At 55.5% G+C, this 13094-nt stretch carries 11 protein-coding genes and 1 tRNA gene; 6 read left to right on the top strand and 6 right to left on the bottom strand.

The window, feature by feature from the left end; genetic code table 11:
- The 3 genes from GSQ86_RS15205 to GSQ86_RS15195 form a co-directional block, all read right to left on the bottom strand.
- Window positions 1-366: MFS transporter (locus GSQ86_RS15205; RefSeq protein WP_158750796.1), on the bottom strand; the 366-nt coding region annotated here is incomplete at its 3' end.
- Window positions 363-2369: a S9 family peptidase gene (locus GSQ86_RS15200; protein ID WP_158750795.1), complete on the bottom strand. Its 2007-nt coding sequence runs from the start codon at window positions 2367-2369 to the stop codon at window positions 363-365. The genes GSQ86_RS15205 and GSQ86_RS15200, both read right to left, overlap by 4 nt.
- A 59-nt stretch (window positions 2370-2428) precedes the next feature.
- A complete protein-coding gene (locus GSQ86_RS15195) occupies window positions 2429-5929 on the bottom strand; it encodes a TonB-dependent receptor (RefSeq protein WP_158750794.1) in 3501 nt (1166 codons plus the stop codon).
- Between the two features lie 616 nt (window positions 5930-6545).
- Between GSQ86_RS15195 and GSQ86_RS15190 the strand changes: the two genes are divergently transcribed.
- Window positions 6546-6794 carry a hypothetical protein gene (locus tag GSQ86_RS15190; protein ID WP_158750793.1) on the top strand — a complete coding sequence of 83 codons (249 nt, stop codon included), beginning with the start codon at window positions 6546-6548 and terminating at the stop codon, window positions 6792-6794.
- A 244-nt stretch (window positions 6795-7038) separates the two neighbouring features.
- Here the strand turns inward: GSQ86_RS15190 and GSQ86_RS15185 are convergent, their stop codons facing one another.
- A complete protein-coding gene (locus GSQ86_RS15185; RefSeq protein WP_158750792.1) occupies window positions 7039-8280 on the bottom strand; it encodes a hypothetical protein in 1242 nt (413 codons plus the stop codon).
- A gap of 240 nt (window positions 8281-8520) precedes the next feature.
- A complete protein-coding gene (locus GSQ86_RS15180; protein ID WP_158750791.1) occupies window positions 8521-9000 on the bottom strand; it encodes a hypothetical protein in 480 nt (159 codons plus the stop codon).
- Between the two features lie 100 nt (window positions 9001-9100).
- Here GSQ86_RS15180 and GSQ86_RS23975 point away from each other — a divergent pair, with 100 nt between their 5' ends.
- The 4 genes from GSQ86_RS23975 to GSQ86_RS15160 all read left to right on the top strand — a co-directional run bounded on the left by GSQ86_RS23975 (window position 9101) and on the right by GSQ86_RS15160 (window position 11652).
- Window positions 9101-9289, top strand: a complete 189-nt coding sequence (locus GSQ86_RS23975; protein WP_158750790.1) for a transposase — start codon at window positions 9101-9103, stop codon at window positions 9287-9289.
- Complete coding sequence (locus GSQ86_RS23970; protein ID WP_158750789.1) at window positions 9252-9461, top strand: hypothetical protein; 210 nt, start codon at window positions 9252-9254, stop codon at window positions 9459-9461. The genes GSQ86_RS23975 and GSQ86_RS23970 overlap by 38 nt, the downstream gene beginning before the upstream one ends.
- A gap of 825 nt (window positions 9462-10286) precedes the next feature.
- On the top strand, window positions 10287-10505 hold the full coding sequence (locus GSQ86_RS15165) for a hypothetical protein (protein ID WP_158750788.1): 219 nt from the start codon (window positions 10287-10289) through the stop codon (window positions 10503-10505).
- Window positions 10506-10680: 175 nt separating this feature from the next.
- A complete protein-coding gene (locus GSQ86_RS15160; RefSeq protein WP_158750787.1) occupies window positions 10681-11652 on the top strand; it encodes a tyrosine-type recombinase/integrase in 972 nt (323 codons plus the stop codon).
- Window positions 11653-11825: 173 nt separating this feature from the next.
- On the opposite strand, the gene GSQ86_RS15155 is transcribed toward GSQ86_RS15160, so the two are convergent.
- A tRNA-Ser gene (locus GSQ86_RS15155) sits at window positions 11826-11915 on the bottom strand.
- Window positions 11916-12178: 263 nt separating this feature from the next.
- Between GSQ86_RS15155 and GSQ86_RS15150 the strand changes: the two genes are divergently transcribed.
- A partial coding sequence (locus GSQ86_RS15150; protein ID WP_158750786.1) for an aminotransferase class I/II-fold pyridoxal phosphate-dependent enzyme occupies window positions 12179-13094 on the top strand: 916 nt, incomplete at its 3' end.

Below are 13094 nucleotides of genomic sequence, written 5' to 3'. Positions count from 1 at the left end.
TCCGAGGCCGAACCTCACTCCCCACAAGACGGCAAATGTAAGCCACAGGCTGCCGCGCACCAGCCACGGAGTCAACCCGGTGAGCAAAGTAGCAATGCCCCATACGAACGCTGACGCTGCCAGTGTTTGCCTTGGGCCTAGCTTATCTCCCAGGACCCCGCCCGGTATCTGGAAGATCGCATAACCGATCAGAAAGCCGTTGAATATCTCGCCCATCTCAACCTTTGTCAGATGGAGCGCAGGCATCATCGTCTCGGCTGCGATGGAGATGTTGGCGCGCGCCATATAGCTGACGAGCGCGAAGGCCGCCAGTCCTGCGCACACCTTCCATCGAACCGAAGTAGGCTTGCCCTGGTCGTGCCTCAATGCGATCCGGCCTTCGGAGGCATGTACTTCTCGAACCACGCGTACGTGCGCCACGCTACGTCAATGCGATCCTGCTCACTGGAAAAGCCGTGACCTTCGTCGGCATAGATAACGAGCTGAGTTGTCGTACCCAGTTCTTTGAGCGCATGCCAGAACTCGAATGACTGCGGCGGCGGCGCTTCGCCGTCCCGCTCTCCCACCACCACCAGCGTAGGCGTCTTGGCATTGCGGATATAAGTAAGAGCAGAGCAACGTCGGTAGGCTGCTTCGTCTTCATAGATGGAAGCACCGAAGTAGGGGATCATCCATTTGTCGATGGAGTTTTGCCCATAGTAGCTGACCCAGTTTGCAGCGCCGGCACCGGCGACCGCAGCGCGGAAGCGTTGCGTTTGCGTCACGGCAATCATGGTCGTTGAGCCCCCGTAACTCCAACCCAGGAGGCCGACACGATCGTTATCAACTGGGAAGTTTTTCACCACTTCATCCACACCGGCGAGCGTGTCTCTAAGGTCGCCGAAGCCCCAGTCACGACGGTTCGCCTGCGTGAACCGTTCCCCCTGGCCATAACTGCCGCGAGCATTGGGAAAGAAGACGAAATAGCCGAGGTTGGTGAAGATGGTGGTGTTGAAGTCCGAGGTGCGCCACACGGGGGTAGCAATCCATGCGGGCCCTCCATGCGGGGCGACGAGCATGGGATAGCGTTTGGAGGGATCGTAGTTGTGCGGGAAGAGCAGCCAGCCCTGCACGGCGAAACCGTCATTGGACCAAGTGATATTTTTAAACGTGGGGAGCGATAAATCAATCTGCTCATTGAGCCAGGTAATCTGCTTCCAAGTTCCGATATTGCCGGCCCACACCTCCGGCAGCTGATTCCAGGAGGCGCGTACGAGAGCCGTCTGCCGTCCGTCAGCGGAGATGGCGAGACTTGTCGCCTCTTCGCTAGCGCGAATGGATTGGTCACCCTGCCAGATCGCTTTTATACTGCCATCCTTCGGTGAGAGTGTTCCAATCTCGGTCGATCCACCCACAAACTCCGTGAAGAGAATCTGTGAGTTGGTCAGCCATTGCAGCCAGGCAGGGCTAGATTTGCGATCAGGGGTCAAGTTTTTTGCCGAACCGCCCGACGCGGGCACAATGTAAATCTCGCCGCCCGTTCCGCCCTCATCGCTCATCAAGCCTGCGATAAAGGCAATGGACGTCCCGTCGGGCGACCAGCGCGGCAGTGCGATTTGTAACTTTGACTGATACAATAGCTGCGGTTCCGGCGTGACCACCGCCTGACGGTAGAGCTTCGCGATGTACCAGTTGTCGTCCCCTGGCGGCGACGCGGCGGTGTAGACGAAGGCATTGCCATCGGGAGACCAGTCGTATTCGAAGATGTAGAGCCCGAGCGGTGTGACTTGCACGGGTGCGCCACCGCCGACTCCGGTAACGGCAATGCGCTGCACCTCGCGCGCTCCCAGTTCATCGATCACGCCGACCTGTCTGCCTTCTGCGGCCACGGGTGAAGGTGTGCGGGTGGCGTTCTCGACATAGAGCACTGCGACGCGTTTCGAGTCTGGCGACCAGCGTGGATGCGAAATGAAGCCGGAGAAGGTAGAAAGGCGCCGGGGTTGCTGGTTTGTTTCGCCGGCGTCTGCAATGAACAACTGCTTCTGGCCTTTGCTTCCGCAGTCGGAGAGGAAAGCTATGTGCTTTCCATCCGGTGACCACGCGGGTTCCTCCTGGTTGCAGTTCTGATTGCCGCTGGTGAGTTCGACGGCAGACTGCGGTTTCTCGCGGTCGGCGAGAAAGATGCGGTGAGAGCCCCCGGCAGATTCCAGGACGCTCCAGGCTAATTGATGGCCGTCAGGGCTGATCGCAACCTGGTTGATGTTCCTCACCTTATCCTGCGCGCGAAAGAGGTCTTCGATCCGGACTCGCGCATCGGCTGAGTCCTGCGCATGAGCGTTTACGGCAATTGGCAGCATGACCCAAAGCAAAGCTCTGAAAGATGTCTTCATTGTCTTCTTTCACATGGATTTTCAGGCTGCGGCCGCTGCTTAAGTGCGGCCGCTCCTGTTTAAAAGGAGATCCGAAGGCCAGCCTGCATCTGCCGGCGGGCTCCCTGCTCGTAGGTGCCCGAGCCGCGTAGACGCAGGTTGGTGCGAGTGGATGGAGTGGTGCCGTTTGCTGTGCCGGCGACACCGGAAAGAGTTCCCTGAAGAAGATCCGAAGGAGCGTCGTAGGAGCTGCGATTGAAGATGTTGAAGACATCCCACGATGGTTCGATGGCTATGCGTTCACTCCACACCTTATGGCTGTATTGCAGACGCGCATCAGTGAGAAGGAGCAGATCGAGGCCGACTTGGTTGGGGGGAGCAAGCGGCAATGCAGGCATGACGCCACGGAGGGAGGCAAGCTGCGCCGAACTAAAGAGACCTTGGTTGACAACCTGGTTGCCGGCGGGGGTCGCTTTGCCAGCATAGTTGGTGTTATAGCGCGCGATGGCTCGATTGAGAGTGCCCGGACTATTTAGGCTGCGGCCCAATGCACCGGGTCCGCCGGTGGGGAGCAGGTCACCTGTGGTGCCGTCGCCCGTCCAGTCAGTGCAGAAGATCTCTTCAGGACCGCCGCCGCAGCCACCTAAGGCAGTTGGCAGAAGAGGACTGTTCGAGAGCGGCGAGAACCAGTGCGTGATCTGCGAAAAGGTGAATCCGTAGCGAATGTCAGTAATCGTGCCGACGTTGAGCATGGATCGGCGATCGAGGCTGTCGGGGCCAACGAAGTGATTGGGCGAGTTGGTGTCCCAGGTGCTGGCCTGGTTGGCAATGTCGCTTTCTCCTGAACCATAGGAGCGGATATTGCCGACATTATGTGAGTAAGTATAAGCCGCCGTGACGATATTCCCCTTCATCCACAAAAACGCGCGCGCGTCCGGCTGGCCAAAATGTGCATCTAGCCTGAGATTGAGACCGTTATAGGTGTTCATGCCGCGATGCTCGAAGAAGTTCATGGTGCCGAAGTTAGGATTGACGCCGCGGAAGGCATAGCCGTTCGATGCAAATCCTGCGCCCAGGCCGTAGGCCCCATACGTAGAGATGGTCGCTCCATTCGCGATCGCGCAGTCTGTCCCGGCCAGCGAAGCCGGGCAGCCGAGAGATGCGTTGCCGGCGAAGATTGCCTGCGCTGCCAGTGCCTTGTCGAAGTTTGTCGTGCTGGCTGAGCCGATGTGATTTTCGTCGACGGAGAGCGGGAACTCATAACCGTGAACCCAGATATATTCAGCGGTGCCGCTCAGGTTCTTTGAGAGCTTGTGCTCCACCGCCGCGGTGACCTGCGCAACACGCGGATTCTTCGTGCCCGGCACATAGCTTGAGTTGTAAAGCGCATGGTTTAGATCGAAGGGCGTTGCTGAAGAGGTGTTCTGCGCGGCTGCGGCAATATAAAGATGGTTGAGGTTGATCACTGACGTCGAGGCTGCGCCGATGGACTCGCTGAACAGCGGGGCGAGTGCGGCGCCCGAGGTGCCATTGGGAAAGCCATACTGCGTTGCCAATGGATCACCCGCGGCAAAGGCCGTTCCCGTCCGAGGATCGAGAACAGGAGCACCCTTGCTTACCGTCTGGCTAGCGGACGCGATGCCTGCCGGGATGAAGTTTGCTGCGTCGCCGTAGAAGCCGTCAAAGGTGAGCTCCTCGAAGTAGATGCCCGCGCCAGCACGGACGACGGTGTTGCCGGAGCCGCCCACATTCCAGGCTCCTCCGATCTGCGGACCGAAGTCGGTCTTCGGATTGTGACGGTAGCCTGCATAGCCTTGGCGGAAGGTGTCCAGCAGTTGATCGTGGTAGGTGTTGACGTCGAATTGCCCGGACATGAAGACATAACGTAGTCCAGCATTAAGCGTCAGGTTTTTTGTTGCGCGCCAGGTGTCATGGATATAAGCAGCAGGCCGCCATTCAGGGAAAGCTCCATGGTCGAAGCCGAGTGCTCCACGCTCGCTCCAATATCCCAGAGCGTTACCCATGCTGATGCCAGTGAGCGGGAACTGAGTGGGATCAGTGAGGCCGACGCCGAGGTAGCTGTCGGTGTCGAGCTCCGGTCCGGCCTCCCGCAACGAGTAGTAGGTACCAAGAATCCAGTAGGTAAGATCGGTTCCAAATGCGAGAGTGTGGCGGCCGAAGTCGAAGGTGGCGTCGTACTTGCCGTCATGGCTGTGCTGCTTCTGGAACTGGCTGGCGAGTATGTTGACACCGTAAGCGAGCGTGGCGCCGCCATCGATCAGTAACAGGTATTTGCGTCCTTCGGCATCGGTCGGCGCCAGCGAGTTGGGGTCGGGAGTGAGTGCCTGGGAGTAAGAGTTGAAGCCGTATGCAATCGACTGCGTGTTGTGCGCCACAGCGCGCGTTGCTGTTCCCTCGGCGATGATGGCTTGTGTCTTGTTCACTAGGCCGTCGAGGTAAGTGTCACCCAACTGGGGGTAGCCGACAACACCGTGGTTGGGAGAGTAGCTATACTCCGCGGAGAGCTTCCATTGGCTCCCCAGAGTGTAGTCGAGACGCCCGATAACAAAGTTGCTGCGGAAGGGTTTGCCGTGGAAACCATTGAGGTTTGGGAAGATGGTATTTGCGTAATACGAATCGCGCGTATCAGTGAGCTCGTAATTGACGAAGAAGAACAGGCGGTTCGGGATGAAAGCGCCACCAATTCGGCCACCGAGCTGGTTGCGGTCGTATGGCGAGGCGACGGGGCCGATACGGGCTCCGATTCGACGGTCGCGGAAGAACTCGAATGCTGAGCCGTGAAGCTGGTTTCCGCCGGAGCGCGTGAGAATGTTGACCGCGCCGCCGCTGGCAACGCTCTGGGCAGGATTGAGCGTGGCCTCGGCTACCTGGAACTCCTGCACAGCGTCGATGCCGGTGTTCTGCACGGGCCCCCCTACGGAGTGATCCATGATAGAGATGCCGTCGAGCTGTACCTGCGTGTTACGGCCCGACCGGCCCTGAAAGGCCGCGACGGTGAAGTTCTCCTTGGTGGGGTCAACGTCGTTGCCGTCCTGCAGTTGTACGCCGGGACTGAGTTGCGCAAGATCCATGGCGCTGCGGCCTACGATGGGGAGCTCCTCGATCTGCTTAGCATTGATGACTTCTCCTGACTCTGTGGAGATCGGATCAAGATCTGTTGCACCTCCCGCGTTGACGGTCACTTCCTCGCTGTTCGAACCGAGTTGAACAGTGGCATTGAAGGGCGACACATGTGCAATTTGCACTAGCAGGTGAGGTGCTTCCAGGCGCTTGAATCCGGGTGCCTCCACAACCAGCGTGTAGAGATCCGGCCGGATGTCCACGAAATGATAAAAGCCACTCGCGTCTGAAACTGTGGTCAGTCTTAAGCCGGTATTTTCATCTATAGCTGTGATACGCGCGTTCGGCACCAGGGCGCCGGCAGGGTCAGTCACGATTCCCTCAACGCTTCCCGTAGCTTTCTGACCATGTGCAGGAACATTCACAATCACCAGCGTAAGAGCGGCCATTGAAACATGGAGCGAGGCGAGGCGAAGAGTAGCAGCAATTTTCATCTTCATTTTTTGTTGGACCTTTCCAAATAAAACAACTGGGGACCCGGAGAACGATGCGGCCAAACACAGCACAAGCTTGAAAACGAGTAAGGCTTACCGTCTGCCACACCGGCGTGGGAACTGGGGAAGGCTTCCGCTCAGACTGAAGTTGGCGCGAAGACATAGCTTGGGTGAAAAACCGGATCACCGTATCAAGGTGACCAAGCAAAAGTATCTGGAGGAGCTGCTAGGAGCGACTTATGAGCGGGAACAACAACAAAGCGTCATCACGCTGCATGGCAGCGGGCCCGCATTGCGCAGGGCCACGACTTGACGTTGAACTCTACCGTTCATTCTGTGACTATACGCGAAACATCGCAAAACACGGAAGCTAATTACTCCCGACAATTGAGAACGGAGAAAGCTTGGACTGAAGAATTGGGGACTGGCCTGGGCGACGAAGGCCTGTCGCTGTCTGAGGCGCCTTTTGCTGCCCCAGATTCTCCTCGGCCAGACCCCTTCCCTCCGTCTCCTCCGACGGCGGTGTCCTGGCTTTATTACGAGACTTCTCCGGTACTACCGGTCTGTCCGACTTCCCGTGTTCGTTCGTCATCGGCTCCAGTAACGTCGAATGTTCCTGCCGGTGTCACGACCTGAAAAGCATGTGCTTTTCGTCACGGCCAGATCTACGAAGCCGTGCAATATAGCTGTGGCTTGCCACAATGGCAATCTGCTGCTAAATCAAGTGCATCGCCTGAACGGAAGCAAGCTCAAGGCGCACCGGCCGCTCGATTGTGAGGCGCAGTTCACTTTGGCAATACAGGGCTTCGCTGCAAACGCCTACTTCGTCATAATCGGCGACCGCCAGGCGGAGACATTAGACGCGCCTTGACAGGGCGACGTTACAGGGCTCCGTTTGCGACAGTCCCTCATGTTATTCGTGTTCTCGCTATCATCGTCGCATCCAATTGACCAAGCACAGCGATTGTGTGAGATGAAGGGACAATGTCTCACGCAGGTCACTGCACTGAAGGACTATTGGTTTGACTCGCAACATTACCATCCGCATAGCGGCATCTACCGGCACTAAGCCGAGGGTTCAGAAGTCATGAAATACTCCTCATCTAATCAGCTTCCTAAAATGCAAAGCGAAGGGAAAACTGCTGGACCCGTGGCGCTGTCAGGAGTGAGTTGTAGATGCCCAGCGAACCGGTGGTTAGTCCATTGCCGAGCGAATTGGGGTTTGTATCAAATCGGACAGAGTTTGTTGCGTTAAAAACCTCCCAGGCAAACTTTAAAGTCTGTCCCTCCCAGAGCCGCCAGGATTTACTGAGGCCGGAATCCAGTCCGAAATAACCATCACCGCGAAAATTATTACGCTCACCCGCCTCTCCTGGATAAGGTAGACGAATCGGATTTCCTTCGCCGATGATTCCGCTGTTGATTGCGGCGACGTTGTCGAAGACCTGCGGCTCGCCGTTTTGATCAAGGTGCTGGTGAACCTTTACTGGACCGGTTCGCACTCCATAGCTCTGAATGTGCCAGTTCGTTGACCATCCTGGCTCGAGCACGCTGAAAGGCAATCCGCTGGTCCAGCGGGTGAGACCAGACCACTGCCAGCCACCAATTACCGCGTCGATCATACGACCAGAAGATCCGGCGAAAGCTTTACCACGTCCGAACGGGAGTTGATAAACCCAGTCGAGGGTGATCAGATGCCTCGTGTCGAAATCCGATGCGCTTCGGTTCAGTGCAGGATTCCATGAATTGAGGATGTCGCTGAAAGAGCCATTGCTGGAAGCCTCGCTTGCTCGTTCCGCGTCTGAGCCCATGTCTATTGATTTCGAGAGAGTATAACCAAGATCAAACTGAAGTCCATGACTTGATGGGTGTCTCAGCGTAAGTTGTCCAGCGTTGTAATAACTCATACCGATCGACGACCACGCATAAAGCGTGGCAAATTGATTCTGCCAAAAAAGCGAAGTTGGATTGCCCTGGGGATCGGTTGGACATCCATACAAACAGAAGAAGTCAATGTCAGCCAAAGCGGTTGTTTCGCCGGTCGTGTATCGATATTGCGTCCACTCGTTTGTGTAAATAAACTGCGTCGCACTCTGACCGTTCCTGGCAAGGTTTGGATACAGGTTTTCCCAATAAGGAATCGCGGGGACCTGCGCGTTGGGATTTCCTCGATTTGCGTCTACCAGCTTCGAGAGTAAGGTTCCTGCCGTAAAGTAATCCATTCCGGATTTGGTATCGACAAAGTTGACAGGCTCGGCCAGGTCGACTTCCTGAAGAAGATGACGTCCCAGCCTGCCGACGTAGGCGGCTTCAAGAGTAAAACCAGCAGGAAGCTCGCGTTGGACAGAGAAATCCATTGCCTCTGAGTATGGCGTTTTCAGATGGCTGTTGACCGTAAATGACTCGGCAAAACTATTCAATGGCGGTGTATACGGAAACGTTGCCGTGGCTGGGGGCGTAGGCCCGACATCGATTCCTGGAAGATTGCGAACCCCCGTGAACCGTGGTGCAGTTTCCGGCGTGTAAACGTCGGATGGGTTCGTGAGGCTTGTACATCGATTGCAATAATTAGCAGGCAGACGGACCATACAGAGCGTTCAGGTCCGCGCATTTGCCGCCCATATCGCCGGACTCCAGCATGAACCGAACATCGCCGCGGCCACATCCTCGAACCTTTGGATCACGAAATATATTTCCACGACCCACTCGTAAATAGCCCGCGCTTTCTCGATGTCGGTGGTCGCGCCGGCGGTCGCCTTCAGCGCGACCTGCTTGACAATGCGGTCCGTCGGCACATATCGGCTGGGCTGAAGGAAGTAGCCCAGTTCAGCGCGTGAGACAGGCGGCGCTGTTCGAGAGGACAAATCGACCGCGTAGTTATTCAGCGAGACACGGCAGTTCATGATCAGCGTCGGCCTGGCGTTTGCGGGGTACGTCGCAGACTCGATCCCGAGGACATTTTGCTCATCCTTGCTCAGCTTTGCGGTTCCGCCGTCTGCTGTGAATTCGACGGAAAGCGTCTTTTGATAAGCCGTGTCGCGAACCAGCGGCGCGGGCGGCCAAATGCAACAAGTCATTAACGATTTACAGGCGCTGCGCGGTATTGCAGACATCTCGGCTGTGACCATTGCGGCCGAACTGGGCTAGGTATCCCGCTTCGACAGTGCTCGGCAACTGATGGGCTATTGCGGTGCAGTGCCCAGCGAAGACTCCAGTGGCAAGCGAACCAGACGCGCAGGTATCACTAAAACAGGAAATGCGCATTTGCGACGAATCGTTGTCGAAGCCCGCATGGAGCTATCGTCGTCCACCAGGAATTTGGTATGGATTGCGCAGACGACAGGAGAGCATCTCGGAAGAGACTAAGGAGATTGCGTGGAAGGCGCAATACCGGCTGCATAAGCGATATATGAAGCTGGACGCAGCCGGCAAGGATCAGAGGAAGGTTGTCACAGCAGTCGCCCGAGAGCTGCTGGGCTTTATCTGGGCGATTGGAACCAGAGCCGAGACTATTTCCAGGCAGCAAGTTGCAGCCTGACACCAAAAACAAAGTCGAAAACTTCCTACGAAGGAAAAACTAAGAACACCGAATCGATGAACGCTGACATCCATCTCGAACACAGAGGCGGCAACAGCCAGGGCAAGCACGACGGAGCACCCTCACTTGGCCTATGCGACAGGCTCGACCGGACTCGCGATAACAGTCAGAGGCAGCTCCCGACGGATCATGATTATGCGGTTCCGACCCGCGAATAGCAGACTGATCAATCGTCGCTCAAAACTGCTCCGACTGCTGCTCGCTCCGTCTTCGGGAAAGGAAAATGCAAACCACCAAAACAAATCCATAGATCTCGTCCAGTTGACACGGTCACTCCATATCAGGCCTTAGCGCTCATTGAGCGGCCCGGTCGCCACCCTTCTTGGCCGGAACCACTTGAATGAATACCCGGCTATTCGGACAAGGATCTTTGCCAATTGACCAGTTACGACTTTTCTCGAAGAGTGGTAAATGTTCATTCCGACGAATGCCGAGGTGATCCCAACATCGCCATCTTGATGCCTTGTAGCTATCAAATCTGTTGATATAAGTCTTGGACAATTGTCGGGAATCGGGTCATTGTGAGGAAAAGGAGGCCTAAATGCCACGTTCATTTCCCCCTATTTCCTCCAAAGTGCAAGTGACCGGCACCTTCGGAATTTCGGAGTTCGAGCAACTCCTCAAACGCGAGCGGGCGGCGGAACTACTCCAAGCCAATTGCTGAAGAGGGTAGCCATGATCTGTTTGTGACACCCCTGCACGCGCGGATCCTTCAGCGAGATCACTTTTAGAAGGCAATGCGCTAGGAAGAATTGCGAGGCGTTTATGGAGAGTCAAAAAAAGGCTTTCGAGCGTCACTTTACCCCGCAGGAATTGGCGGAATTGTGGAAGTTTGACGAAAGCACGATACGCCGCATGTTCGTAGACGAACCTGGTGTTCTCATCGTCGGCAAAAGTTCCCGCCATGATGGTAAGCGTGACTACGTCACACTTCGAATTCCGGAATCGGTAGCGAGGCAATTCTATGAACGCAAAGTTCGCTAGAATTGCCCCCATGATTACTGTCTGGCGAAGACACACTGCATCTTGCGCGCACAAGGCGAAGGGGCGAAGCTTTCTCAAATGCAACTGTCCTCTCTGGGCGGATGGCTATGAGAACGGAAGGCGTGTCTATCGTCAATCTCTCGGCACACGAGATTTGGCACGGGCACGCAAGAAGGTGGTTGCGCTCGAATCAGATGACAACAAGATATACAAATCTATCGATGATGCAGCAAGGGCCTTCCTCGATCATTGCGAAAGTCAAGGTCTCAAACATTCGAGCATCCGAAAATACCAGAATGTTGTCAGGAAGCTGAAACAATTCTGTGAAAGCGAGGGGGTTGACACGGTCGGAGATCTGACTGCTGAACAACTCGATGCATTCCGATCTTCGCGCGGATTGAAACCAATAACTTCAGCAAAAGAGCTGCAGACCATTCGAGTATTCCTGGGCTTCTGCCTCGATCGAAAATGGGCAATTGAGAATGTCGCCTGTCGCATCAAGTCTCCGCGCAACATCAAGCCCAATGATGTTGTTCCATTTACAGCCCTTGAAGTTGGAGCGATCCTCAAAGCCTGCAGCGGTGTGGGCAGAGCAACATACGAGCGGGCGCGCACTAAGGCCATGGTCTTGACCCTACGTTATGCGGCTCTCCGCATCGGCGATGTTGCGATGCTTGCGCGTGATCGGATTAGCAAGGAGGGAGACCGTTGGAGAATTTTCTTGCGTACAGAAAAGAACGGCCAGCCAGTCTTTTTGCCGGTGCCGACGGATATGAAGAATGCGCTTGATGCCGTTCCGATACCACGGGGCACGATCGGCGAATCCCGATATTTCTTCTGGAGCGGCAATAGTTCTGAGAAAGCCCTGAAAGCGGTTGCGGATCGCTCACTTAGAACTGTGTTCAAAGCATCAGGCGTTCCTACCGCTCATGCTCATCGGTTTCGCCATACCTTGGCCACGGAGCTTTTAGGGCGCGGCGCGAGCTTTGTAGAAGTTGCTGACATCCTCGGCAATAGCCCAGAGATCGTGCGAAAGCATTACGCGAAATGGAGCCCAGCACGCCAGGCGCGAATCGACGAACTCATGGAACAGACACATTTTGGCGTATTGACCAACGTCAAAGACAAGTCAACGCGCATCCATTGAAATCCGTCACAGAAACAGCGCTTCGACTTAACATCAAGCGAATTTGCACTTAATCTCTGGTTTTCGATGATGACTGAGAATCATCAACATCAGAAACCAATCGCGCACTGTGGGCACTTTTTGGGCACATTCAAAAATCGCGCTCAGAAGTCACTGGAAAGACGATAGTTACATGGCGGAGGGAGAGGGATTCGAACCCCCGTTACCCTTTCGGGTAAAGCGGTTTTCAAGACCGCCTGTTTCAACCACTCACACATCCCTCCGCGAGTGGCAAGTGCTTACTCTACTTCATTGTACAACGACTTTGCCTTCACCTCCTCTTTGTAATGGCATAGCCGATCCTTGTCTGGATACTTCCGGTCTTCCCGTAGCATCCGGCAGGCATATCCCCTCGTCGAAACGTTTTCGCGGTTCTATATCGACCGCCTCAAGTTCTCCCTTTTCGGCAAAAGGGACTGTTTTGTTGCTCTGAGATACGAAATAGACCTGCGCCAGACGTATGTTGCACGCTATATATTGAGTATTCATGAGTGCCCACTTACCCATCGAAGAATCCACAGATATTGCCAAGAAAGACTTTCCGTCCTCTTCGGGACAGATGTTTCAAAACTATTTCTCCTCAGAGCGCAACCACACATACAAAAAACATGACCTCATCGATGCGCGGGCACGTCGGCTGTTTGAGAACACAGCACTGGCTTGTTCTGTCGATGCATATCCATTTCAGGCTCCCCTGAGTACAAGGTCAGGTCCGGTGGTTGAAATGGATGGCCACAGGATGCTGATGCTCTCGTCCTATGACTACCTTGGGTTGATCGGTGATCGGCGTGTGGACGACGCGGCGATCGAGGCAATACGCAAGTACGGCACCGGAACCGGGGGCGTTCGCCTGCTGACGGGAACCTTGGACCTTCACCACCAGATGGAACAGGCACTCGCGAATTTCAAGGGAACCGAAGCCACTATTACATTCACTTCAGGATATGCCGCCAATCTGGCTGTGATCAGCGCGCTGCTGGGACCTGCCGATCGCGTCATTGCAGATGCCCTCTCGCATCGCAGCTTGATGGATGCCTGTCGCCTGGCAGGCGTTCAGGTGCAGCGATTCAATCACAATGATCCGGCATCCTTACGATATCAACTGGAAAATGGACCGGAAGCGAACCGCACGCTCATCATCTCCGATGGCGTCTTCTCCATGGACGGTGACATTGCGTGTCTTCCCGAACTGATCGAATTGAAAAGGGAATTCGACTGCTTTCTGCTCATGGATGAGTCTCACGCAAGCGGCGTGCTAGGGTCACACGGTCGCGGCACGGATGAGCACTTCGGAGTTCCAACGGATGAAGTTGATATCTGGACCGGCTCACTCGCCAAGGCAATTCCTTCGAATGGAGGATTTGTCGCGGTTTCGCAGCGGATGGCGATTTTTCTTCAGCATG

Source organism: Acidobacterium sp. S8 (assembly GCF_009765985.1).
GTDB lineage: Bacteria > Acidobacteriota > Terriglobia > Terriglobales > Acidobacteriaceae > Alloacidobacterium.
The sequence above is the reverse complement of the archived record's forward strand: the minus strand, read 5'-3'. Positions and strand labels throughout refer to the sequence as shown.